General features: G+C 72.2%; 21 protein-coding genes. 17 read left to right on the top strand and 4 right to left on the bottom strand.

The features are described from left to right. The first annotated feature begins 95 nt into the window (after positions 1 to 95). Both OG422_RS04405 and OG422_RS04400 read left to right on the top strand, forming a co-directional pair. Positions 96 to 881: a polysaccharide deacetylase family protein gene (locus OG422_RS04405; protein ID WP_405739899.1), complete on the top strand. Its 786-nt coding sequence runs from the start codon at positions 96 to 98 to the stop codon at positions 879 to 881. Continuing rightward, positions 881 to 2,074, top strand: coding sequence for a YncE family protein (locus OG422_RS04400; protein WP_143942442.1), 1,194 nt, complete (start codon positions 881 to 883; stop codon positions 2,072 to 2,074). The genes OG422_RS04405 and OG422_RS04400 overlap by 1 nt, the downstream gene beginning before the upstream one ends. A 77-nt stretch (positions 2,075 to 2,151) precedes the next feature. On the opposite strand, the gene OG422_RS04395 is transcribed toward OG422_RS04400, so the two are convergent. Beyond that, positions 2,152 to 3,828 carry a hypothetical protein gene (locus OG422_RS04395; RefSeq protein WP_405739896.1) on the bottom strand — a complete coding sequence of 559 codons (1,677 nt, stop codon included), beginning with the start codon at positions 3,826 to 3,828 and terminating at the stop codon, positions 2,152 to 2,154. A gap of 120 nt (positions 3,829 to 3,948) precedes the next feature. After that, positions 3,949 to 6,126 (bottom strand): elongation factor G-like protein EF-G2, encoded by a 2,178-nt coding sequence (locus tag OG422_RS04390; protein ID WP_405739893.1) that lies wholly within the window; start codon positions 6,124 to 6,126, stop codon positions 3,949 to 3,951. A gap of 216 nt (positions 6,127 to 6,342) precedes the next feature. Here OG422_RS04390 and pgsA point away from each other — a divergent pair, with 216 nt between their 5' ends. The 15 genes from pgsA to OG422_RS04315 all read left to right on the top strand — a co-directional run bounded on the left by pgsA (position 6,343) and on the right by OG422_RS04315 (position 21,850). Further along, complete coding sequence (gene pgsA, locus OG422_RS04385; protein WP_143943690.1) at positions 6,343 to 6,999, top strand: phosphatidylinositol phosphate synthase; 657 nt, start codon at positions 6,343 to 6,345, stop codon at positions 6,997 to 6,999. After that, positions 6,996 to 7,925 carry a phosphatidylinositol mannoside acyltransferase gene (locus OG422_RS04380; protein ID WP_405739890.1) on the top strand — a complete coding sequence of 310 codons (930 nt, stop codon included), beginning with the start codon at positions 6,996 to 6,998 and terminating at the stop codon, positions 7,923 to 7,925. Before pgsA ends, OG422_RS04380 begins: the two co-directional genes overlap by 4 nt. Next, positions 7,922 to 9,127 (top strand): glycosyltransferase family 4 protein, encoded by a 1,206-nt coding sequence (locus tag OG422_RS04375; RefSeq protein WP_143943688.1) that lies wholly within the window; start codon positions 7,922 to 7,924, stop codon positions 9,125 to 9,127. The genes OG422_RS04380 and OG422_RS04375 overlap by 4 nt, the downstream gene beginning before the upstream one ends. 59 nt (positions 9,128 to 9,186) lie before the next feature. Next, positions 9,187 to 9,732 carry a LemA family protein gene (locus OG422_RS04370; protein WP_143943687.1) on the top strand — a complete coding sequence of 182 codons (546 nt, stop codon included), beginning with the start codon at positions 9,187 to 9,189 and terminating at the stop codon, positions 9,730 to 9,732. Between the two features lie 121 nt (positions 9,733 to 9,853). Beyond that, positions 9,854 to 10,765 (top strand): pyridoxal 5'-phosphate synthase lyase subunit PdxS, encoded by a 912-nt coding sequence (gene pdxS / locus OG422_RS04365; RefSeq protein ID WP_143943686.1) that lies wholly within the window; start codon positions 9,854 to 9,856, stop codon positions 10,763 to 10,765. An 8-nt stretch (positions 10,766 to 10,773) separates the two neighbouring features. Beyond that, on the top strand, positions 10,774 to 11,364 hold the full coding sequence (gene pdxT / locus OG422_RS04360) for a pyridoxal 5'-phosphate synthase glutaminase subunit PdxT (protein WP_143943685.1): 591 nt from the start codon (positions 10,774 to 10,776) through the stop codon (positions 11,362 to 11,364). A 62-nt stretch (positions 11,365 to 11,426) separates the two neighbouring features. Beyond that, on the top strand, positions 11,427 to 12,179 hold the full coding sequence (locus tag OG422_RS04355; RefSeq protein WP_143943684.1) for a YebC/PmpR family DNA-binding transcriptional regulator: 753 nt from the start codon (positions 11,427 to 11,429) through the stop codon (positions 12,177 to 12,179). A 200-nt stretch (positions 12,180 to 12,379) separates the two neighbouring features. Next, on the top strand, positions 12,380 to 12,955 hold the full coding sequence (ruvC, locus tag OG422_RS04350) for a crossover junction endodeoxyribonuclease RuvC (RefSeq protein ID WP_143943683.1): 576 nt from the start codon (positions 12,380 to 12,382) through the stop codon (positions 12,953 to 12,955). After that, a complete protein-coding gene (gene ruvA / locus OG422_RS04345) occupies positions 12,952 to 13,566 on the top strand; it encodes a Holliday junction branch migration protein RuvA (protein WP_405739884.1) in 615 nt (204 codons plus the stop codon). Before ruvC ends, ruvA begins: the two co-directional genes overlap by 4 nt. 89 nt (positions 13,567 to 13,655) lie before the next feature. Further along, positions 13,656 to 14,744: a Holliday junction branch migration DNA helicase RuvB gene (gene ruvB / locus OG422_RS04340; RefSeq protein WP_405739881.1), complete on the top strand. Its 1,089-nt coding sequence runs from the start codon at positions 13,656 to 13,658 to the stop codon at positions 14,742 to 14,744. A 166-nt stretch (positions 14,745 to 14,910) separates the two neighbouring features. After that, a complete protein-coding gene (gene yajC / locus OG422_RS04335) occupies positions 14,911 to 15,435 on the top strand; it encodes a preprotein translocase subunit YajC (protein WP_143939890.1) in 525 nt (174 codons plus the stop codon). Positions 15,436 to 15,583: 148 nt separating this feature from the next. After that, the gene (gene secD, locus OG422_RS04330) at positions 15,584 to 17,362 is read left to right on the top strand and encodes a protein translocase subunit SecD (RefSeq protein ID WP_405739878.1); all 1,779 of its coding nucleotides are present in this window, start codon (positions 15,584 to 15,586) and stop codon (positions 17,360 to 17,362) included. A 1-nt stretch (position 17,363) separates the two neighbouring features. Further along, positions 17,364 to 18,494, top strand: a complete 1,131-nt coding sequence (gene secF / locus OG422_RS04325; protein WP_405739875.1) for a protein translocase subunit SecF — start codon at positions 17,364 to 17,366, stop codon at positions 18,492 to 18,494. Further along, complete coding sequence (locus tag OG422_RS04320) at positions 18,491 to 19,039, top strand: adenine phosphoribosyltransferase (protein ID WP_405739873.1); 549 nt, start codon at positions 18,491 to 18,493, stop codon at positions 19,037 to 19,039. The genes secF and OG422_RS04320 overlap by 4 nt, the downstream gene beginning before the upstream one ends. A gap of 186 nt (positions 19,040 to 19,225) precedes the next feature. After that, complete coding sequence (locus OG422_RS04315) at positions 19,226 to 21,850, top strand: RelA/SpoT family protein (RefSeq protein WP_405739870.1); 2,625 nt, start codon at positions 19,226 to 19,228, stop codon at positions 21,848 to 21,850. A gap of 102 nt (positions 21,851 to 21,952) precedes the next feature. Here OG422_RS04315 and OG422_RS04310 read toward each other — a convergent pair whose 3' ends face one another. Both OG422_RS04310 and OG422_RS04305 read right to left on the bottom strand, forming a co-directional pair. Continuing rightward, entirely contained in the window at positions 21,953 to 23,182 is a 1,230-nt protein-coding gene (locus OG422_RS04310; protein WP_405739867.1) for a DUF349 domain-containing protein, read from the bottom strand. A gap of 218 nt (positions 23,183 to 23,400) precedes the next feature. Continuing rightward, a complete protein-coding gene (locus OG422_RS04305; protein ID WP_405739865.1) occupies positions 23,401 to 24,222 on the bottom strand; it encodes a peptidylprolyl isomerase in 822 nt (273 codons plus the stop codon). Between the last annotated feature and the right edge of the window lie 10 nt (positions 24,223 to 24,232).

Genomic DNA, 24,232 nt, shown 5'->3' with positions numbered 1-24,232 from the left:
CCCGGGGTCCGTGCGCGCCCCCGGGGCGCGCGCCGCTCCTCCGAAGGGCCGAACAAAAGACCGCCATCCGGTCCGTGCCGCTCTGTAATGGAGTGGTGACTTCACCGGACCGCCGTTCCGTGCTACGCGCTGCCGCCGCGATCGCCGCCGGGGCGGCCGCCACCGCCTGCACCCGGAGCGGCGCGGCCCCCGCGGCCGCCCGCGCCACCGCCCCGGCCACCCCGCGCCCGGCCTCGCCCCGCCCGGCGCACGCCGCCCGGCCGCCCACCCGCGCGCCGGGCCTGCCCGCGCAGATCGCGCACGGCCCCCGGCGGGGCGACGCGGTCGCGCTGACCTTCCACGGCCAGGGCGACCCGAAGACCGCCACCGCGCTGCTCCGTGAGGCCGAGCGGGCCGGTGCCCGCGTCACCGTGCTGGCGGTCGGCACCTGGCTCGACGAACAGCCCGCGATGGCCCGCCGCGTCCTCGACGGCGGCCACGAACTGGGCAACCACACCCTCCACCACCGCACCATCTGCGCCCTGCCCGAGGACGAGGCGTACGCCGAGATCACCGGCTGCGCCGACCGGCTGCGGGCCCTCACCGGCACCATCGGCAGCTGGTTCCGCCCCTCGCGGACGCAGTACGCCACCGACCAGGTGATCCGCCTGGCCCGTCGGGCCGGATACCCGCACGTCCTCTCGTACGACCTCGACTCCCTCGACGCCGACGACCCCGGCGCGCCCGCCGTCCAGCGCACGGTGCTGGACGGTGCCCGGCCCGGCTCGGTCGTCAGCCTCCACCTGGGGCACCCCGGCACCGTTGCCGCGCTGCCCCCGATCCTCGACGGCCTGCACCGGCGCGGTCTGCGCGCGGTGACGACTACGGAGCTGGTGACCTGATGGCTGACCGGACCCCCGCACTCCGCCGCACCCCGGGGAAGGCGGCCCTGCTGGCCGCCGCGTGCGCGCTGCTCGCCGCCGGATGTGGCGCGGACGACACCGCCGCCCGCGCCGGGCACACCCCGCGCCCCGCGAGCCCGTCCCCGGCGGCGGCCGCCCGCCCCGGTCTGCCCGGGATGCCGCCGCTGGTCGACCCGCACGACATCTACGCCGCGGACCGGCCGGGCAAGCTCGTCCCGCAGGTCAAGGACTATCCGTCGATGGTGTACGTCCCCAACACCATCTCCAACACGGTCAGCGTCATCGATCCGCGGACCTACAAGGTCGTGCGGACCATGCCGGTGGGCGTGCAGCCGCAGCACGTCGTACCGTCCTGGGACCTGAAGACGCTGTGGGTCAACAACGACCGCGGCAACAGCCTCACACCGGTCGACCCGCGCACCGGCAAGGCGGGCAGGACCGTCGCGGTGCACGACCCGTACAACCTCTACTTCACGCCCGACGGCAAGTACGCGATCGTGATGGCGTCGATGGACAGACAGCTGGTCTTCCGCGACCCGCACACCATGGAGGTCCGCAAGACCGTGCCGGTGACCTGCGCCGGGGTCAACCACGCCGACTTCTCCGCCGACGGCCGGTACTTCATCGTCTCCTGCGAGTTCTCCGGCGAACTGCTCAAGGTCGACACCGCGAAGATGGCGGTGACCGGCCAGCAGAAGTTGCCGCAGCACGGCGCGATGCCGCAGGACGTCAAGCTCTCCCCGGACGGGAAGACCTGGTACATCGCCGATATGACGTCCGACGGGGTGTGGGTCCTCGACGGCGACCACTTCACCCGGCCGAAGCTGCTCCGCACCGGCAAGGGAGCCCACGGCCTTTACGTCAGCCGCGACTCGAAGCAGATGTACATCTCCAACCGCGGCGAGGGCACCATCTCGCTGCTGGACTTCGCCACCGGCCGTCTCACCGGCAAGTGGCACATCCGTGGCGGCGGCAGCCCCGACATGGGCGGCGTCTCCGCCGACGGCAAGGTCCTTTGGCTCTCCGGCCGCTACAACTCCGAGGTCTACGCACTCGACACCCGTACGGGGAAGACCCTGGCGAAGATCCCCGTCGGGCACGGCCCGCACGGCCTCGCGGTCTATCCGCAGCCCGGCCGCTACTCCCTGGGCCACACCGGCATCTTCCGCTGAGCCCGCACAACGGCCGACTCCCGTACGGGCGGGCCCGTACGGGAGTCGGAAGCGGGGGAGCGGACGGCCGCCGCGGGTCAGGCGCTGTACTCGTCGGCCTTCCGCGGCTCGACGCCTTGGACCAGACCGCTGAGCACCATCGAACGGCCCTCGAAGCGCTCGGTGTCCACGCCGTTCCCCTTGAGCACGCCCACCGCCGCCGTATGGACCGCCCGCAGCACGGGCGTCGCCGCACGCAGCGCGTCATCGGCCATGAAGCGGTGCCGCCAGGGCTTGTCCGCCCAGACGTGCCGCAGCCCGAACGGCTCGGGCAGCGCCAGCTTGCCGCCGAGGAAGTCCAGCAGCGGCGGGAACCATGTCAGCGGGGCGCGGGCGGCGAGGCGGACGACCTCGGACGTGTCGATCAGCGGCAGCGTCTGCTTGCGCGTCTCCCAGAACTTGATGACCTTGGCGACCTCTTTGGTCTTGGGGGACGGCTTGCCGGTGAACAGGGAGTTGACCGGGCCGAGGGCGTGACCGGTGACCTCGATGCGCAGCGTCTCGTGCAGCACCGTGACGGTGATCAGCAGCGTCAGCACCAACTGGCCGTCCCAGAGCACGAACTGCACGCCCAGGTAGTGGCGGTTGCCGCTGCCGAACTGCTGCTCGTTGCAGATCCGCTCGACCTCGTGGCCGCGGATCTGGAAGGCGTCGGTGTCCGTGCCGTCCGGGCGGCTGACCTCCTTGGCCTTCTCCCCGACCGGCGAGACGATCCAGTGGTTGACCTGCGGCGCCTGCTGGAATCCGCCGGTGTGCAGCGAGCTGCGCTCCAGCATCCGCAGCCGGTCGTGGATCGCCCGGATCACGTCCCAGCTGCGGAACGGATGGATCTCCGTGCCCTCCTTCGCCGGCTTCAGCTCCTCGGCCAGATGCCAGCTGCCCCAGCGCGTCCCCATGCCGAGTATCCCGCGCGGACCGGCGTAGAAGACGACGTTGCTGCGCTGCTCGGCGGAGAGTTTGGCGAGATTGTGCCGCAGGGTTTCGGCCGCTATCTCACCGGGATCGCCCGGCACCGCCTCGGGGATCTTCGCGCCGACCCCGCCGCCGTCCAGCAGCCCCTGCCACGCCTCACGCAGCAGTACGGCCGTCCGCTCACAGATCTGCTTGGCGAACCACCAGCCGATCACCGGGACGATGACCATGGCGCGTGCGTACAGCGGCCAGAAGTCCGTCGTCGGCAGCTTGATCAGGAGGACCACCCCGGCCAGCGCGAGCAGGGCGAGGAGGGCCGAGCCGCCGACGGACGTCTTGCCGTCCTTGGCGAGGTACTTCTTCGCCTGGAAGCCGCCCAGCCACAGCAGCACACCGGGCAGGAACGCCACCCCGCACAGCAGCATGATGACCGTCAGCTTGGCGTCCCGTTGCTTGCGGATACGGGTGGCCGCCAGGCAGTGCTCGACGATGACCTGCGGCTCGGTGCCGAAGGACTGGATGAGCGCCTTGCGGCCGCCGCCGAGCATCCGCGTCTGGATCGCCCGGGAGAACGCCTCGCCGAGATTGGGCTCGAACAGCGAGAGCTTGGGCTTCTTGATCTCGGAGGCGCCGGAGTCCGAATCGGCCTTGGAGATATCGGCCAGTGGACTGTCCCGATAGGCGGCGGAGGCCAACGCCTGGGTCGCCGCGGTCTGTCCCGCGCCTCCCAGGAGCGGCACCTGCGCCCCGGGACTGAAGTCGAAGCCGTCTGCTGCCACTGCCCGCCCCCAACGCCGCACCATCACTGCCGCGGCTCTTTACTCGTCCACCGCTCCTGGCACACCTGCGGAGCCGTTCGCTCAGCGTACAGGCGGTGCCGGACCCAAGGGAGTTGACCGGTCAGGCGGTCGGTCAATCGTTGACTATGCGCCGATTTCCGGGCCCCGCCGCACTGCCGCCGCCAGCTGTTGCGGCATCGGTTCGTGCCGCAGATAGGTCCGGGTGAAGCGGCCCGTGCCGTGCGCGAGCGACCGCAGATCGACGGCGTACCGGGCGATCTCCGCCTCCGGCACCTCGGCCCGTACCCAGGTGCGGTCGCCCACCTCCTCCTGCTCGGTGCCGACCACCCGGCCGCGCCGCCCGGACAGATCGCTCATCACCGGCCCGACGAACTCGTCCGGAATCAACACCGCGACCTCCGCGACCGGTTCGAGCAGCTCGATCCGCACCTGTCCGGCCGCGTCCCGCAGCGCCAGCGCCCCGGCCGCCTGGAACGCCGCGTCCGACGAGTCCACCGTGTGCGCCTTGCCGTCCCGCAGCGTGACCCGGACGTCGACGAGCGGATACCCGGCCGCCACCCCCTGCGCCGCCTGGGCGCGTACCCCCTTCTCCACCGACGTGATGAACTGCCGGGGCACCGCGCCGCCCACCACCGTGTCCACGAACTCGACGCCGGAGCCCGCGGGCAGCGGCTCCACCTCGATCTCGCAGATCGCGAACTGGCCGTGCCCGCCGGACTGTTTGACCTGCCGCCCCCGCCCGGCCGCCGCACCGCCGAACGTCTCCCGCAGCGGTACGCGGTACGGAACGGTGTCGACCCGGACGCCGTAACGGGTGCGCAGCCGCTCCAGCGCGACCTCCGTGTGCGCCTCGCCCAGGCACCACAACACCACCTGGCCGGTGTGCGGATGCTGCTCCAGACGCATCGTCGGATCCTCCGCGACCAGCCGCGCCAGCCCGTGCGAGAGCTTGTCCTCGTCCGCCTTGCCGTGCGCCTCGATCGCGACCGGCAGCTGCGGATCGGGCATCGTCCACGGCGCCATCAGCAACGGGTCCCCGCACGACGAGAGCGTGTCGCCGGTCTCCGCGCGGCCGAGCTTCGCCACGCACGCCAACTCCCCGGCCACCGCCTGCGCCAGCGGCCGCTGCTGCTTCCCGGACGGCACGGACAGCGCCCCGACCCGCTCCTGCACATCGTGGTCGGCGTGGCCGCGGTCCTCCAGACCGTGCCCCGAGACGTGCACCGCCTCGTCCGGCCGCAGCGTGCCGGAGAACACCCGCACCAGCGACAGCCGCCCGACGTACGGATCGGAGGTGGTCTTGACGACCTCCGCCGCCAGCGGCCCGGCCGGATCGCAGACCAGCGGGGAGCGGGGCGCGCCGTCGGGTGCGGTGACCTCCGGGGCCGTCCGCTCGCCCGGCGCCGGGAAGCCCCGTACGAGGAGGTCCAGCAGCTCCACGGTGCCCAGGCCCTGCCGGGCGGAGCCGGTGGTGGGGGCCGCGGCGAGCACCGGGTGGAAGGTGCCGCGGGCGACCGCCGTCTCCAGGTCGGTGACGAGCGACGCGACGTCCAGATCCTCACCGCCGAGATAGCGGTCCATCAGCGTCTCGTCCTCGCTCTCCGCGATGATCCCCTCGATCAGGCGGCCGCGCGCCTCGTCCAGCAGCGGCAGTTCCGTGGCGTCCGGGTCCCGCTCGGTGCGTTCGCCCGATGCGTATTCCGCCACCCGCCGCGTCAACAGTCCGAGCAGGCCCGTCACCGGTGCGTGGCCGTCCGCGCCCGCCGCGCCGTACAGCGGGAGATACAGGGGGAGTACGGCGTCCGGGTCACCGTCGCCGAGGGCTTCGCCGCAGCCGCGCAGGACGGTGGTGACATCGGCGCGGGCGGCGTCGAGGTGGGTGAGGACCAGCGCCCGCGGCATGCCGACCGCCGCGCACTCCTCCCACACCGTGCGGGTCGCCCCGGCCACGTCCTCCGCGGCGGAGACGACGAAGAGGGCCGCGTCCGCCGCCCGCAGCCCGGCCCGCAGTTCCCCGACGAAGTCGGCGTACCCGGGGGTGTCCAGCAGATTGATCCGGCAGCCGCGCCACTCCAGGGGGACCAGTGACAGCTGGACCGAGCGCTGTCTGCGCTGCTCGATCGGGTCCTGGTCGGAGAGGGTGTCGCCGTCCTCGACCCGCCCGGCGCGGCCGGTGGCCCCGGCGGCCAGGGCCAGCGTCTCCACGAGGGTGGTCTTGCCCGCGCCGCTGTGGCCGACCAGCGCCACATTGCGGACGGCGGCGGGACCGTCGGCCGCCCCGGCACCCGGCTTCTCGTTCATGCCCTCGCCTCCAGGTCATCACCTTTGCGGTGATTCGAGCTTTCCACCGCGGTGGGGGCCCGTCCACAGGGGGCGGCGGGGGAGTGGCGGTCCCCGCAGGTCGCCGGTCGTCTCCGGGCGGCGCGGTGGGTGCGCGGTGCCCGGGGAGCGCCTGGCTACGATGGGCCAGCCGGTGGCCCCTTGACCGCACGGCCCGTATCGACCTCCGGGAAGGCCATGCTGAACAAGTACGCGCGTGCGTTCTTCACGCGTGTTCTCACGCCGTTCGCCGCCCTGCTCATCCGCCTCGGCGTCAGCCCGGACGCGGTCACCCTCGTCGGTACGGGGGGCGTGGTCGCCGGTGCTCTGGTCTTCTACCCCCGCGGTGAATTCTTCTGGGGCACCGTCGTCATCACCCTCTTCGTCTTCTCCGACCTGGTCGACGGCAACATGGCGCGGCAGCTGGGACGCTCCAGCCGCTGGGGCGCCTTCCTGGACTCCACCCTCGACCGGGTCGCCGACTCCGCGATCTTCGGCGGCCTCGCCCTCTGGTACGCCGGCGGCGGCGACAGCCTGATGCTCTGCGCGATGGCGATCTTCTGCCTCGCCAGCGGCCAGGTCGTCTCGTACACCAAGGCGCGCGGCGAGGCCATCGGGCTGCCGGTGAACGTCAACGGTCTGGTCGAACGCGCCGAGCGGCTGGTCATCACCCTCGTCGCCTGCGGCCTGTCCGGGCTGCACGCCTTCGGGGTGCCCGGTGTGCAGGTCCTGCTGCCGATCGCCCTGTGGATCGTCGGCATCGGCAGCGCCGTCACCCTCGCCCAGCGGGTGGTGACGGTCCGCCGGGAATCCGCCGAGGCGGATGCCGTCGTGCACGGGGGGAACGGCGTATGAGCCGCATCGACACCGACAAGCTCGCCGACGCCCTGTACGGGCTGGGCTGGAGCACCGTCAAGAAGCTGCCGGAAGGCGCGGCGGTGCGCCTCGGCCGCACGATCGCCGACGCCGCCTGGCGCCGCCGCGGCAAGGGCGTGCTGCGCCTGGAGGCCAACCTCGCCCGCGTCGTCCCGGACGCCACCCCGCAGCGGCTGACCGAGCTGTCCCGCGCCGGGATGCGCTCGTACATGCGCTACTGGATGGAGTCCTTCCGGCTGCCCGCCTGGAGTACCGACCGCATAACGGCGGGCTTCGCCGCGCAGGACATCCAGCGCCTCAGGGACGGCCTGGCGAGCGACCGCGGCGTCGTCCTCGCCCTGCCGCACATGGGCAACTACGACCTGGCGGGCGTCTGGGTCACCACCGCGCTCGGCGTCCCCTTCACCACCGTCGCCGAACGCCTCAAGCCCGAATCCCTCTACGACCGCTTCGTCGCCTACCGCGAGGGCCTGGGCATGGAGGTGTTGCCGCACACCGGTGGCGCCGCCTTCGGCACCCTCGCCCGGCGGCTGCGCGACGGTGGCCTGGTCTGTCTCGTCGCCGACCGCGACCTCTCCAGCTCCGGCATCGAGGTCGACTTCTTCGGTCACGCCGCGAAGATGCCCGCCGGGCCCGCGCTGCTCGCCGCCCGCACCGGCGCGATGCTGCTGCCCGTCACCCTCTGGTACGACCGCACGCCGGTCATGCGCGGCCGGATCCACTCCGAGATCGAGGTCCCCGCGGAGGGCACCCGCGCCGAGAAGGCCACCGTCATGACCCAGGCGCTCGCCGATGCCTTCGCCTCCGGCATCGCCGACCACCCCGAGGACTGGCACATGCTGCAACGCCTCTGGCTCGACGACCTGGAGCCGCGCGACGCGGCCCGCGGAACGGAGACGCCGTGAGAATCGGCATCGTCTGCCCCTACGCCTGGGACGTCCCCGGCGGCGTCCAGTTCCACATCCGCGACCTCGCCGAACACCTCCTCTCCCGCGGCCACCACGTCTCCGTGCTCGCCCCCGCCGACGACGGGACGCCGCTGCCGCCGTACGTCGTCTCCGCGGGCCGCGCCGTGCCGGTGCCGTACAACGGCTCGGTCGCCCGGCTGAACTTCGGCTTCCTCTCCGCCGCCCGCGTCCGCCGCTGGCTCCAGCACGGCGCCTTCGACGTCATCCACATCCACGAACCGGCCTCGCCCTCCCTCGGCCTGCTCTCCTGCTGGGCGGCGCGGGGCCCGATCGTGGCGACGTTCCACACCTCCAACCCGCGCTCCCGGGCGATGATCGCCGCGTACCCGATCCTGCAGCCCGCGCTGGAGAAGATCAGCGCGCGCATCGCGGTCAGCGAGTACGCCCGCCGCACCCTCGTCGAGCACCTCGGCGGCGACGCGGTGGTCATCCCCAACGGCGTGGACGTCGACTTCTTCGCCCGCGCCGAGCCCAAGGCCGCCTGGCAGTCGCAGGCGGAGGGCGCCGGGGACGAGGGCGGCGCGCGGCCCGGCGCCACCATCGGCTTCATCGGCCGGATCGACGAACCCCGCAAGGGCCTGCCCGTCCTGATGCGCGCGCTGCCCGCGATCCTCGCGGAGGTCCCCGACGCCCGGCTGCTGGTCGCCGGGCGCGGCGACGAGGAGGAGGCGGTCGCCGCGCTGGCGCCCGAGCTCCGCCGCCACGTCGAATTCCTCGGCATGGTCAGCGACGAGGACAAGGCCCGGCTGCTGCGCAGCGTCGACCTGTACGTCGCCCCGAACACCGGCGGCGAGTCCTTCGGCATCATCCTCGTCGAGGCGATGTCGGCCGGGGCGGCCGTCCTCGCCAGCGATCTCGACGCGTTCGCCCAGGTCCTCGACCAGGGCGAGGCCGGGGAGCTCTTCGCCAACGAGGACGCGGACGCCCTCGCCGCCGCCGCAGTCCGCCTGCTGCGCGACCCCGCGCGCCTGGCCGAACTCCGCGAACGCGGCTCCCGGCACGTCCGGCGGTTCGACTGGTCCACGGTCGGCGCCGACATCCTCGCGGTGTACGAGACGGTCACCGAGGGCGCGGAGCCCGGCCGGTCCGTCGCCGCCGACGAACCCGCCGGGCGGACCGCCCAGGATTACGGCGGGTGACCCCCGGGGCCGCCGGTGCCCCCCGGGGCACGCCGTCCGGGCCGGTAGGGTGACGCCGCGTGACCACCTTCATCTGGATCGCGGCTGTCGTCGTCCTCATCGGCATCTACCTGAGCTGGACCGCGGGCCGCCTCGACCGGCTGCACGCCCGTATCGACGCGGCGCGCGCCGCCCTCGACGCGCAACTGCTGCGGCGTGCCTCGGTCGCCCAGGAGATCGGCACCTCCGGTGTCCTCGACCCCGCCGCCTCGATCGTCCTCTACCAGGCGGCGCACGCCGCCCGGCAGGCACCGGAGGACGGCCGCGAGGTCGCCGAGAGCGAGCTGACGCAGGCGCTCCGCGCCACCCTCGGCGAGCGCGAGCAGGTGGACGCGGTCGGCGCGGCGCCCGGCGGCGAACAGACCCTCGCGGAGCTGACCGCCGCCGTCCGCCGCGTCCCCATGGCCCGCCGCTTCCACAACGACGCGGTACGGGCCGCCCGCGCGGTGCGCCGCCACCGGCTCGTGCGGTACTTCCGCCTCGCCGGGCATGCGCCGTTCCCCCTCGCCTTCGAGATGGACGACGAGCCGCCCGCCGTCCTCGGGGCCCCGCACACGGCCGCCTGACGCGCGGCGGTTGCCCGGGGCGGCACGAGCCACCGGCCACCAATTGGCCCTTTTCGTGGCCCCCTCACCAACGGTTGTGTGGGTGAAGAAGCGCAACCACCCGCACTGAGTGAGGTCAACCGTGTCCAGCACGCCCACCACGCCCCAGCACCCCGAGACCGGAACCGCCCGCGTCAAGCGCGGCATGGCCGAGCAGCTCAAGGGCGGCGTGATCATGGACGTCGTCACGCCCGAAGAGGCGAAGATCGCCGAGGACGCCGGCGCCGTCGCCGTCATGGCGCTGGAGCGGGTGCCCGCCGACATCCGCAAGGACGGCGGCGTCGCCCGGATGTCCGACCCGGACATGATCGACGGCATCATCGACGCCGTCTCCATCCCCGTCATGGCCAAGTCCCGCATCGGCCACTTCGTCGAGGCCCAGGTCCTCCAGGCCCTCGGCGTCGACTACATCGACGAGTCCGAGGTCCTCACCCCCGCCGACGAGGTCAACCACTCCGACAAGTGGGCCTTCACCACCCCCTTCGTCTGCGGCGCCACCAACCTCGGCGAGGCCCTGCGCCGCATCGCCGAGGGTGCGGCCATGATCCGTTCCAAGGGCGAGGCCGGCACCGGCAACGTCGTCGAGGCGGTCCGTCACCTCCGCCAGATCAAGGGCGAGATCGCCAAGCTGCGCGGCTGCGACAACAACGAGCTGTACGCCGCCGCCAAGGAGCTGCGCGCCCCGTTCGAGCTGGTCAAGGAGGTCGCCGAGCTGGGCAAGCTGCCCGTCGTGCTGTTCTCCGCCGGTGGCGTCGCCACCCCCGCCGACGCCGCGCTGATGCGCCAGCTCGGCGCCGAGGGCGTCTTCGTCGGCTCCGGCATCTTCAAGTCCGGCGACCCCGCCAAGCGCGCCGCCGCGATCGTGAAGGCCACCACCTTCTACGACGACCCGAAGGTCGTCGCGGACGTCTCCCGCAACCTGGGCGAGGCCATGGTCGGCATCAACTGCGACACCCTCCCCGAGGCCGAGCGGTACGCCAACCGCGGCTGGTGAGCACGTACATGACCACCCCCACCATCGGAGTCCTGGCCCTCCAGGGCGACGTCCGCGAGCACCTGGTGGCGCTCGCCGCGGCGGACGCCCTGGCCCGGCCGGTGCGCCGCCCCGAGGAGCTGGACGACCTCGACGGGCTCGTCATCCCGGGCGGCGAGTCCACCACGATGTCCAAGCTCGCCGTCGTCTTCGGGATGCTGGAGCCGCTGCGCGACTTCGTCCGCTCCGGCCGCCCGGTCTACGGCACCTGCGCCGGAATGATCATGGTCGCCGACAAGCTCCTGGACGCCCGCGCGGACCAGGAGACGCTCGGCGGCGTCGACATGATCGTGCGCCGTAACGCCTTCGGACGGCAGAACGAGTCCTTCGAGGCGGCCGTCGACATGACGGGCATCCCCGGCGGGCCGGTCCACGGCATCTTCATCCGCGCGCCCTGGGTCGAGTCCACCGGCGCCGCCGCCGAGGTCCTCGCGAGGTACGACGGGCACACGGTGGCCGTCCGGCAAGGTAACGTCCTCGCCACGTCGTTCCACCCGGAGCTGACCGGCGACCACCGTGTGCACGCCTTTTTCGTCGACATGGTGCGTACGGCGGCTTGAGGCGCTCCCGGTAGGATCGCACGCGTTGGTTTCTCAATGGGTTACGCGAAGGAGACAGGCGGATGTCCGGCCACTCTAAATGGGCTACGACGAAGCACAAGAAGGCCGTGATCGATGCCAAGCGCGGCAAGCTCTTCGCGAAGCTGATCAAGAACATCGAGGTTGCGGCCCGGACCGGCGGCGCCGACCCGGAAGGTAACCCGACGCTCTTCGACGCCATCCAGAAGGCGAAGAAGCAGTCGGTTCCCAACAAGAACATCGACTCCGCGCTCAAGCGCGGCGCGGGTCTCGAAGCCGGTGGCGCCGACTACGAGACGATCATGTACGAGGGTTACGGCCCGAACGGTGTCGCGGTGCTCATCGAGTGCCTCACCGACAACCGCAACCGCGCCGCCTCCGACGTCCGCGTCGCGATGACCCGCAACGGCGGCTCGATGGCCGACCCGGGCTCGGTGTCGTACCTCTTCAACCGCAAGGGCGTCGTGATCGTCCCCAAGGGCGAACTGACCGAGGACGACGTCCTGGGCGCGGTCCTGGACGCGGGCGCCGAGGAGGTCAACGACCTCGGTGAGTCCTTCGAGGTCCTCAGCGAGGCGACCGACCTGGTGGCGGTCCGCACCGCCCTCCAGGAGGCCGGTATCGACTACGACTCGGCCGACGCCAACTTCGTCCCGACCATGCAGGTCGAACTGGACGAGGAGGGCGCGCGCAAGATCTTCAAGCTGGTCGACGCGCTGGAGGACAGCGACGACGTGCAGAACGTCTTCGCCAACTTCGACGTCTCCGACGAGACGATGGCCAAGATCGACGCCTGACGGGGAGTTCCTCCCGTACGACCGACAGCGGCCCGCCGGTACGAACCGGCGGGCCGCTTCGGCTGCCCGGCACCGGGCGGGCCCGCGCGCGGCGGCGCCGCGGCCCTGACCCGACGCGTTGTCAGTGGCAGCCGATAGCCTGCACGAACAGGCCGGCGCTCTCGCGCCCGGCCTGACCGGCCGACCGAGGAGAGGGCATCGTGCGCGTACTGGGCGTGGACCCCGGGCTCACCAGGTGCGGCGTCGGCGTCGTGGACGGCGCCGTCGGCCGCCCGCTGACCATGGCGGGCGTCGGCGTGATCCGCACCCCGGCCGACGCCGACATCGCCGACCGCCTCGTCCTCGTCGAGCGCGGCATCGAGCAGTGGCTGGACGAACACCGCCCCCAATACGTCGCCGTGGAGCGGGTGTTCAGCCAGCACAACGTCCGTACGGTCATGGGCACCGCCCAGGCCAGCGCGGTCGCCATGCTCTGCGCCGCCCGCCGTGGACTCCCGGTCGCCCTGCACACCCCCAGCGAGGTCAAGGCCGCGGTCACCGGCTCGGGCCGGGCCGGGAAGGAGCAGGTCGGCGCCATGGTGACGCGGCTGCTGCGGCTCGACGCCCCGCCCAAACCGGCCGACGCCGCCGACGCCCTCGCGCTGGCCATATGCCACATCTGGCGCGCCCCCGCGGCGGGCCGCCTCCAGCAGGCGCACGCCGCGGCCCGCCGCGCCGCGCCTTCCGTCCGTACCCCCGGCGTCCGCCGGGCGGCTCCCCAGAAGGGCATCCGATGATCGCCTTCGTCTCCGGGCCGGTCGCGGCCCTCGGACCGGACACCGCCGTCGTCGAGGTCGGCGGCGTCGGCATGGCCGTCCAGTGCACCCCGGACACCCTCTCCGGCCTGCGCATCGGCAAGCCCGCCCGGCTCGCCACCTCCCTCGTCGTCCGCGAGGACTCCCTGACCCTCTACGGCTTCGCCGACGACGACGAGCGGGCCACCTTCGAGCTGCTGCAGACCGCCAGCGGCGTCGGCCCGCGCCTCGCCCAGGCCATGCTCGCCGTGCATTCCCCCGACGCCCTGCGCCGCGCGGTGGCCACCGGCGACGAGAAGGCGCTCACCGCCGTGCCCGGCATCGGCAAGAAGGGCGCCCAGAAGCTGCTGCTGGAGCTGAAGGACCGCCTCGGCGCGCCGCTCGGCACCGGCGGCGCCCCCGCCCCGGTCACCGCGGGCTGGAGCGATCAGCTGCACGCCGCCCTGATCGGCCTCGGCTACGCCACCCGCGAGGCCGACGAGGCGGTCGCCGCCGTCACCCCGCAGGCCGAGGCCGCCGTCGCCGGGGGCGGCTCCCCGCAGATCCCGCAGCTCCTCAAGGCGGCGCTGCAGACCCTCAACCGCACCCGCTGAGGCGCCCGGCCCGGCGCCCGCCGGACCGCACGCCCGACCCCACGCACCCCCGGCGGCCCCGCCGCCCCGACCCCGCGAGGCAATCCGCAGTGAACTGGGACGACACCGCACCGTCCGCCGCAACCGACCCGGCCCTGGCCGCCGACCGGTTGGTCGGTGCCGCCGCCGACGGCGAGGACACCGCGGTCGAGGCCGCGCTGCGCCCCAAGGACCTCGGGGAGTTCGTCGGCCAGGAGCGGGTGCGCGAACAGCTCGACCTGGTGCTGCGCGCCGCCCGCGCCCGCGGCGCCACCGCCGACCACGTCCTGCTCTCCGGCGCCCCCGGCCTCGGCAAGACCACCCTCTCGATGATCATCGCCGCCGAGATGGGCGCCCCGATCCGCATCACCTCCGGCCCCGCCATCCAGCACGCCGGTGACCTCGCGGCGATCCTCTCCTCCCTCCAGGAGGGCGAGGTCCTCTTCCTCGACGAGATCCACCGGATGTCGCGCCCCGCCGAGGAGATGCTCTACATGGCGATGGAGGACTTCCGCGTCGACGTCATCGTCGGCAAGGGCCCCGGAGCCACCGCCATCCCCCTCGAACTCCCGCCGTTCACCCTGGTCGGCGCCACCACCCGGGCCGGTCTGCTGCCGCCCCCGCTCCGCGACCGCTTCGGCTTCACCGGCCACATGGAGTTCTACGCCCCGTTGGAGCTGGAGCGCGTCATCCACCGCTCCGCCGGGCTCCTCGACGTCGAGATCGACGCCGAGGGCGCCGCCGAGATCGCCGGCCGCTCCCGCGGCACGCCCCGTATCGCCAACCGCCTGCTGCGCCGCGTCCGCGACTACGCCCAGGTCAAGGCGGACGGCGTGATCACCCGCGACACCGCCTCGCGCGCCCTCGACGTCTACGAGGTCGACGCCCGCGGCCTGGACCGCCTCGACCGCGCTGTGCTCACCGCCCTGCTGAAGCTCTTCGGTGGCGGCCCGGTCGGCCTGTCCACCCTCGCGGTCGCGGTGGGGGAGGAGCGCGAGACCGTCGAGGAGGTCGCCGAACCGTTCCTGGTCCGCGAGGGCCTGCTGGCCCGTACGCCCCGTGGCCGGATCGCGACCCCCGCGGCCTGGGCCCACCTCGGCCTGGTCCCGCCCCAGCAGCAACCGGGCGCAACGGGACAGCAGGGCCTGTTCGGGGCGTGACGGCGCGGAGAATCGCCGGGTCAGGAACTGCGGTGCGATGCTGGGCGTTGTTCCACTGGTGCGGACTGACTTAGACTCCGCCGATGCCGTCCCGGTAGGGGCCGGCGTTTCCCACCCCCGCTATACGAGACCGCGGCTCAGCGGTCGTGCGAAGGATTTCTGTCCCGTGAGTACCGTGACTCTCCTCCCCTTCATCGTCCTCATCGGGGCCATGTTCCTGATGACCCGGTCCGCCAAGAAGAAGCAGCAGGCGGCCGCGCAGATGCGCAACGAAATGCAGCCGGGCACCGGTGTCCGGACGATCGGGGGCATGTACGCGACCGTCAAGGAGATCCACGACGAGACGGTCCTCCTTGAGGTCGCCCCCGGCGTGCACGCCGTGTTCGCGAAGAACGCCATCGGCGCGGTCCTTGCCGACGAGGAGTACAACCGCATCATCGACGGCGCCGACCCGGTCGTGCCCGACGACATCTCCTCGCTGACCGGCGATGACGCCACCACCGGTTCGGGTGAGAAGTCCGACAAGATCGACCTGGGCAAGGGTGACGCCGCGGCCGCCGACGAGCCCGAGGCCGACGAGAAGCCCGCCGACGAGGCCCCGGCCGCCACGTCCGAGAAGGACGCGTCCGCCGAGGAGAAGAAGTCCGGTGACGCCGAAGCGAAGAAGTCCGGCGACGCCGACGCGAAGTAGCCCCGTCCCACGGAACCGCGACGCGCCCCGCTGCGGGCGCCGCGGTTCCGTGACCGTCTAGGCTCCGGCGGGGGCACGTCCCCACAACACTTCGTGGCCGCTCGGCAGACACCCCCAGCCGAGCGGTTGGACAGGGAGAAACGAGAAGGTGGCAGCACCGAAGAAGGGCCGCAGGACGCCGGCCGGCCAGGGCAAGCCGGGGCGCACCCTGGTCCTCATCCTGATCGCCATGGTGGCGCTGGTCGGAGGCATGTTCTACTCCGGCACGCTGACGCCCCGGCTGGGAATCGACCTGGCGGGCGGCACCAGCTTCACGCTCCAGGCCCAGAACCAGCCGGGCAAGCCCAACGCGATCAACGAGACCAACATGAAGACCGCCGCGGGCATCATGGAGCGGCGCGTCAACGGTCTGGGCGTGACCGAGTCCGAGGTCCAGACCCAGGGCACCGACCACATCATCGTGAACATCCCCAAGGGGTCGGACGCGAAGCAGTCCCGCCAGCAGGTCGGCACCACCGCCCAGCTCGGCTTCCGCCCGGTGCTCACCACCACCGCGGGCGGCAGGACCCCCGAGCAGCCGTCCGGCACCCCCTCCGCGGGCGGCAAGACGGGTGGCAAGGACACCAGCGGCAAGGACGCGACCCCCGGCGGCAAGGCCACGGACGGCAAGCAGGGCGACGCTCCCAAGCCCACCGCGAGCGCCACCACCCAGGGCCGCGCCGTCACGGACGCCCTGAAGAAGGACCCCACGCCCGGCGGCTCCGCCACGCAGAAGCCCCAGACGCCCGCGACGCCGCCCGCCCAGGGCGAGGCGGGCATCCCGGCGGCGCTCCAGAAGCAGCTCGCCGCCCTGGACTGCTCCACCAAGCAGAGCCGCGCACTCGCCGGTGAGAAGGCGGCCGGCGCCAAGCCCGGCGACCCCATCGTGGCCTGCAAGGACGACGGCTCGCAGAAGTACGTGCTCGGCCCGGTCGGCGTCGAGGGCACCGACGTCAAGGACGCCAAGGCCGTCTTCGACAGCCAGACCGGCCAGGGCTGGATCGTCCAGATGGACTTCACCTCCGATGGCGGCAAGAAGTTCGCGGACATCACCGGCCGGCTGGCCGCCAAGGCCCAGCCGCAGAACCAGTTCGCGATCGTCCTGGACGGCGCGGTCGTCTCCGACCCGCGCGTCAGCCAGCGGCTCAACGGCGGCAGCGCCACCATCTCGGGCGGCTTCACCCAGCAGACGGCCGAGGACCTCGGCAACATGCTGTCGTACGGCGCCCTGCCGCTCTCCTTCAAGATCGCTGACGAGACGACGGTCACCGCGGCGCTCGGCGGTGAGCAGCTGCACGCCGGTCTGATCGCCGGTGCGATCGGGCTCGCCCTGGTCATCGTCTACCTCGTCGCCTACTACCGCGGCCTGGCGCTGGTCGCCCTGGCCAGCCTCGCGGTCTCGGCGGTCCTGACGTACACGATCATGACGCTGCTCGGCCCCACCATCGGGTTCGCGCTGAACCTCCCGGCGGTCTGCGGCGCCATCGTCGCCATCGGTATCACCGCCGACTCGTTCATCGTCTACTTCGAACGCATCCGGGACGAGATCCGTGAGGGCCGTTCCCTGCGACCGGCCGTCGAACGCGGCTGGCCGCGCGCCCGCCGTACGATCCTGGTCTCCGACTTCGTGTCGTTCCTGGCCGCCGCGGTGCTCTTCATCGTCACCGTCGGCAAGGTCCAGGGCTTCGCGTTCACCCTCGGTCTGACCACGCTCCTCGACGTGGTCGTGGTGTTCTTCTTCACCAAGCCGCTGATGACGCTGCTGGCCCGCCGCAAGTTCTTCGCCAACGGCCACCCCTGGTCCGGCCTCGACCCGCAGCGTCTGGGCGCCAGGCCCCCGCTGCGCCGCCGTAGCACCGCCGCCCCCACCCAGACGAAGGAGGCGTGAGATGTCCAAGCTCGGCAACCTCGGCGCCCGGCTCTACCGCGGTGAGGTCGGCTACGACTTCATCGGTAAGCGGAAGATCTGGTACGGCATCTCGATCCTCATCACCATCACGGCCCTCGTCGGCCTGGCGGTGCGCGGCCTGAACATGGGCATCGAGTTCTCCGGCGGCGCGGTCCTCACCACGCCGAAGACCGCCGTCTCCTCCTCCGAGGCCCAGCACCTGGCCGAATCCGCCTCCGGCGGCCACCAAGCCGTGGTGCAGAAGCTCGGCGGCGGCGCTCTGCGCATCCAGATCAGCGGTCTGGACACCAAGCAGGCCGTCCCGGTCCAGGAGAAGCTGGCCCAGGACCTGAAGGTCCCGGTCAAGGAGATCAACACCCAGCTCGTCGGCCCGAGCTGGGGCGAGGAGATCGCCAACAAGGCATGGCTGGGCCTGGGGATCTTCATGGTCCTCGTGGTCATCTATCTCGCCATTGCCTTCGAGTGGCGGATGGCGCTCGCCGCCCTGATCGCGCTGATCCACGACCTGACGATCACCGTCGGCGTCTACGCCCTGGTCGGCTTCGAGGTCACCCCGGGCACGGTGATCGGTCTGCTCACGATCCTCGGATACTCCCTCTACGACACGGTCGTCGTCTTCGACAGCCTCAAGGAAGCGTCCAAGGACATCACCAAGCAGACCCGCTTCACCTACAGCGAGGTCGCCAACCGCTCCATCAACGGCACGCTGGTCCGCTCCATCAACACCACGGTTGTCGCGCTGCTGCCGGTCGCCGGTCTGCTCTTCGTCGGAGGCGGTGTGCTGGGGGCCGGGATGCTCAACGACATCTCGCTGGCCCTCTTCGTCGGCCTCGCCGCCGGTGCGTACTCCTCGATCTTCATCGCGACCCCGCTGGTCGCCGACCTGAAGAACAGCGAGCCGCAGATGAAGGCGCTGGCCAAGCGGGTCAAGGCCAAGCGTGCCGCGGCCGCCGCCAAGGAGGCGGAGCACCCGGACGCCCAGGACGGCGGCGCCTCGGCCGACCCCGGGCGGGACGGCGACGAGACGGCCGCGGCCGGTCTCGTCGCCCCCCGTACACAGCCCGCCGCCCGTAACCGCGGTCGCGGTCGCCCGTCGGGCAAGCGCCGATGACCGCCCCGGCGGCCCTGCGTGAGCTGCTGCTCAGCCGGATCACGGATGTGCCCGACTATCCGCAGCCGGGCGTGGTGTTCAAGGACATCACCCCGCTGCTGGCGGACGCGGCCGCGTTCGGGGCGCTGACCGACGCCCTCGCCGAGCTGTGCGTACGCCACCGCGCGGACAAGATCGCCGGTCTGGAGGCGCGCGGCTTCATACTGGCCGCCCCCGCCGCCATCCGCGCCGGTGTCGGCTTCGTCCCGGTCCGCAAGGCCGGGAAGCTGCCCGGCGCCACCCTCGGCCAGACGTACGACCTGGAGTACGGCAGGGCCGAGATCGAGATCCACGCCGATGCACTGGAGCCGGGCGACCGGGTCCTGGTCATCGACGACGTGCTCGCCACCGGCGGCACCGCCGACGCGTCGCTCCAGCTGGTGCGGCGCGCGGGTGCCGAGGTCGCGGGCCTGGCGGTCCTGCTGGAGCTGGGTTTCCTGGAGGGCCGCAAACGGCTGGAGTCCGGGTTGAAGGGCGCTCCGCTGGAGGCCCTGGTCACGGTCTGAGTCCGGTCCGGCACCACCACGGCGCCGGGGCGTTCGGGGAGCACATCCCCGGGTGCCCCGGCGCCGCTGTCATGCCCGCGGTCACGGTCGCAGGAGAGGACCGGCGGTGAGGCCGATACGATGGCATCCCGGCCCGGTCGTGGCGCGATCGTGGCCTTGTGGTCCGGAACCGCTTGAGGAGTGCTCTTGCCAGACGAGGCCCAGCCGCTCTCCCCCCGGCCGCGTCCGGCGGGATCCCCCGACGCGCCGGGGAACGAGCCGAAGCCGCGGGCCGCGGGCCCCGCGGGCGCGCAGCCCGAACGCGGGGACGCCCCCCGCGACGCAGCCGCGCCCCGGCCCGGTACGTCCCCCGCCGGTGGCGGAGCACGGCCGGACGCCCCCGGGCCGCAGCCGTCCGACGGGTCCGCCGCCCGGCCGCAAGGCCCCGAACCGGCCACGCCGAAGCCCCCGGCCGTCCGGCCCGACCGGCCGTCGCCGACCTCGGTCGCCAAACCGGCGCCGCCCGCGGCCGCCGGACGCTCCGGCTCCTCCAGCCGCGTCCGCGCCCGCCTCGCCCGGCTCGGCGTGCAGCGCTCCAGCCCGTACAACCCGGTCCTGGAGCCGCTGCTGCGGGTCGTACGGAGCAACGACCCCAAGATCGAGGCGGCCACGCTCCGGCAGATCGAGCGGGCCTACCAGGTCGCCGAGCGCTGGCACCGAGGCCAGAAGCGCAAGAGCGGCGACCCGTACATCACCCACCCGCTCGCGGTGACCACGATCCTCGCCGAGCTGGGCATGGATCCGGCCACCCTCATGGCCGGGCTGCTGCACGACACCGTCGAGGACACCGAGTACGGCCTCGACACCCTGCGCCGCGACTTCGGCGACCAGGTCGCGCTGCTCGTCGACGGCGTCACCAAGCTCGACCGCGTGAAGTTCGGCGAGGCGGCGCAGGCCGAGACCGTCCGCAAGATGGTCGTCGCGATGGCCAAGGACCCGCGCGTCCTCGTCATCAAGCTCGCCGACCGCCTGCACAACATGCGCACCATGCGCTACCTCAAGCGGGAGAAGCAGGAGAAGAAGGCCCGCGAGACGCTGGAGATCTACGCCCCGCTGGCGCACCGGCTGGGCATGAACACCATCAAGTGGGAGCTGGAGGACCTCGCCTTCGCGATCCTCTACCCCAAGATGTACGACGAGATCGTCCGCCTCGTCGCCGAGCGGGCCCCCAAGCGCGACGAATACCTGGCCATAGTGACCGACGAGGTCCAGGCGGATCTGCGCGCCGCCCGCATCAAGGCCACCGTCACCGGCCGCCCCAAGCACTACTACAGCGTCTACCAGAAGATGATCGTCCGCGGCCGGGACTTCGCGGAGATCTACGACCTGGTGGGCATCCGCGTCCTCGTGGACACCGTCCGCGACTGCTACGCGGCGCTCGGCACCGTCCACGCGCGATGGAATCCGGTCCCCGGCCGGTTCAAGGACTACATCGCGATGCCGAAGTTCAACATGTACCAGTCGCTGCACACGACGGTCATCGGCCCGGCGGGCAAGCCCGTCGAGCTCCAGATCCGCACCTTCGACATGCACCGCCGCGCCGAGTACGGCATCGCCGCGCACTGGAAGTACAAGCAGGAGGCCGTCGCCGGTGCCTCCAAGGTGCGCACCGACGTCCCCAAGGGCGCGGGGGGCAAGGGCGACACCGTCAACGACATGGCCTGGCTGCGGCAGCTGCTCGACTGGCAGAAGGAGACCGAGGACCCGGGCGAGTTCCTGGAATCGCTCCGCTTCGACCTCTCCCGCAACGAGGTCTTCGTCTTCACCCCGAAGGGCGACGTGATAGCGCTGCCTGCCGGTGCCACACCCGTCGACTTCGCGTACGCCGTCCACACCGAGGTCGGCCACCGCACGATAGGGGCCCGCGTCAACGGGCGGCTCGTGCCGCTCGAGTCGACGCTGGACAACGGCGATCTGGTGGAGGTCTTCACCTCCAAGGCAACCGGTGCGGGGCCGTCGCGGGACTGGCTGGGCTTCGTCAAGTCACCGCGCGCCCGCAACAAGATCCGCGCGTGGTTCTCCAAGGAGCGCCGTGACGAGGCGATCGAGCAGGGCAAGGACGCCATCGCCCGCGCCATGCGCAAGCAGAACCTCCCGATCCAGCGCATCCTGACCGGCGACTCCCTGGTCACCCTTGCGCACGAGATGCGCTACCCGGACATCTCGTCGCTGTACGCGGCGATCGGCGAAGGCCATGTCGCCGCCCAGGGCGTCGTCCAGAAGCTGGTGCAGGCGCTCGGCGGGCAGGACGAGGCGACCGAGGACATCGCCGAGTCCACCCCGATCCGGCGCTCCAAGCGGCGTTCCAGCGCTGACCCCGGTGTGGTGGTCAAGGGCGTCGACGACGTCTGGGTGAAGCTGGCGCGCTGCTGTACCCCGGTGCCGGGCGACCCGATCATCGGGTTCGTCACGCGCGGCAGTGGCGTATCGGTTCACCGCGCCGACTGCGTCAACGTCGACTCCCTCTCCCGCGAGCCGGAACGGATCCTGGAGGTCGAGTGGGCGCCCACCCAGTCCTCCGTCTTCCTCGTCGCCATCCAGGTGGAGGCGCTGGACCGCTCCCGGCTGCTGTCGGACGTCACTCGGGTCCTGTCCGACCAGCACGTCAACATCCTCTCCGCGGCCGTGCAGACCTCCCGCGACCGCGTCGCCACCTCCCGCTTCACCTTCGAGATGGGCGACCCCAAGCATCTGGGCCACGTCCTGAAGGCGGTCCGCGGCGTGGAGGGCGTCTACGACGTGTACCGGGTGACGTCGGCGCGACGGCCCTGAGCGATGCATCGGGCCGCGCCTCACGGGGCGCGGCCCGGCCCTGACACGTCAAACCCCCGCCCGGTCCCGAAGGTCCGAGCGGGGGTTTTCCGTGGTCGGGGCTCAGCCGCCGAACTCCTCCAGGCCCTTCAGTGCCTGGTCGAGCAGCGCCTTGCGGCCCGCCAGCTCCCGGCCGAGCTTGTCGGCCTTGGCGGTGTTACCGGCCGCGCGCGCGGTCTCGATCTGCTTCTCCAGCTTGTCGACGGCGTCCTGCAGCTGACCGGTCAGGCCCGCGGCCCGGGCCCGCGCCTCCGGGTTCGTCCGCCGCCACTCGGCCTCCTCGGCGCCCTGGATGGCGCGTTCGACGGCGTGCATCCGGCCTTCGATCTTCGGGCGGGCGTCCCGGGGGACGTGCCCGATGGCCTCCCACCGCTCGTTGACCGAGCGGAACGCGGCCCGCGCCGCTTTGAGGTCGGTGACCGGCAGCAGCTTCTCCGCCTCGGCGGCCAGCTCCTCCTTGCGGGTCAGGTTCTCCTGCTGCTCGGCGTCCCGCTCGGCGAACACCTCACCGCGCGCCTGGAAGAAGACGTCCTGCGCCCCGCGGAAGCGGTTCCACAGCTCGTCCTCGTGCTCGCGCTGGGCGCGGCCCGCGGCCTTCCAGTCCGTCATCAGCTCGCGGTACCGGGCGGCGGTCGCCCCCCAGTCCGTCGAGTTCGACAGCGCCTGCGCCTCGGCGACCAGCTTCTCCTTGACCTTGCGGGCCTCCTCGCGCTGCGCGTCCAGCGACGCGAAGTGCGCCTTGCGCCGCTTGGAGAACGCCGAGCGGGCATGCGAGAAGCGGTGCCACAGCTCGTCGTCCGTCTTGCGGTCCAGGCGCGGCAGGCCCTTCCAGGTGTCCACCAGGGCGCGCAGCCGCTCGCCCGCCGCCCGCCACTGCTCGCTGACGGCCAGCTCCTCGGCCTCGGCGACCAGCTTCTCCTTCGCCTGGCGAGCCTCGTCGCTCTGCTTCGCCTTCTGTGCCTTGCGCTCCTCGCGCCGCGCGTCGACGGTGGCGACCAGCGCGTCGAGCCGCTTCCTCAGCGTTTCCAGGTCACCCACCGCGTGGTGCTCGTCGACCTGCTGGCGCAGATGGTCGATCGCGGCCGTCGCGTCCTTCGCCGACAGGTCGGTGGTCTTGACCCGGCGCTCCAGGAGGCCGATCTCGACGACCAGGCCCTCGTACTTGCGCTCGAAGTAGGCGAGAGCCTCCTCGGGGGTTCCCGCCTGCCACGATCCGACGACCTGCTCGCCATCGGCGGTACGCACGTACACGGTCCCCGTCTCATCGACGCGGCCCCATGGGTCGCTGCTCACAGCGCCTCCTCCACATGACACCGACGAGGGCGTGCGGCCCCCCGGCATCGTCCACAGTTTCTGTCCGCCGGGGCTGCGCCCCGGCCGGTCCGACGGGCTGTCTTGCGGGAGAGGGGCCGGCCGTCGGGGCAGGCACCCTCCACATACGCCAATCTAGGCGACCCGGCGGCCGGCTGTCCGCATCCAGCACGACCGAATTCCCTCGGCCCGCAGCTCTTCTAGGAGGTGGTGACCGTCGCCCGGTTGATGACGACGGTGGCGTTGGGCGCGGTGTCGCCGCTCTCCGGATCGGGCGAGGAACCGGCGTCGGTGATCTTCTTCAGCACGTCGGTGCCGCCGGTGATCCGCCCGAACGGTGTGTAGTTGGGCGGCAGTTTGCTGTCCTGGTAGACGAGGAAGAACTGGCTGCCGCCGGTGTTGCGGGTCTTGTCGTTCTTGCCGTCGTAGCGGTTGGCCATCGCGACCGTGCCCGCCGGGTAGACGTCGCCCTTCAGCCGCGGGTCCTTCAGATTCTCGTCCGGGATCGTGTAGCCGGGGGTGCCGCGGCCGGTGCCCGTCGGGTCGCCGCACTGCAGGACGTAGATGCCGGAGTCCACGAGCCGGTGGCAGCGGCTGTGGTCGAAGTAGCCCTGCTTCGCGAGGAAGGCGAAGGAGTTCACCGTGTGCGGCGCCTTCGCGGCGTCCAGCCGCAGATCGATCTCGCCGCAGGTGGTCCGCAGTTTCGCGGTGTACGTCGCGGAGGTGTCCACGGACATCTCCGGCTCCTTCTTCCACGTCTTCCTCGACGGCGCGCCCTTCTCGGGGCGGGCGCACGGGTCGGCCGGCTTCGTGGGGGCGGCGGCCGCCGCGTCGTCGTGGCCGCCGCCGGCCAGCCCGGCGGTGGCGTACGCGGCGGCGCCTGCGGCGACGACCACGGCCAGTACGCCCGCGATGATGACGTTGCGGCGTTTGGCCTTGTGCCGGGCCTCGGCGCGGCGCTGCTGCTGGCGCGCGTACTTCTCCCTGGCGAGCTGCCGCCGTCGCTGATCGCTGCTGACCACCGGTCGTCTC

The sequence above is a fragment of the Streptomyces sp. NBC_01525 genome (assembly GCF_045040405.1).
Classification (GTDB): domain Bacteria; phylum Actinomycetota; class Actinomycetes; order Streptomycetales; family Streptomycetaceae; genus Streptomyces; species Streptomyces benahoarensis.
Note: the sequence above shows the minus strand (reverse complement) of the source record. Positions and strands in the feature narration are given on the sequence as shown.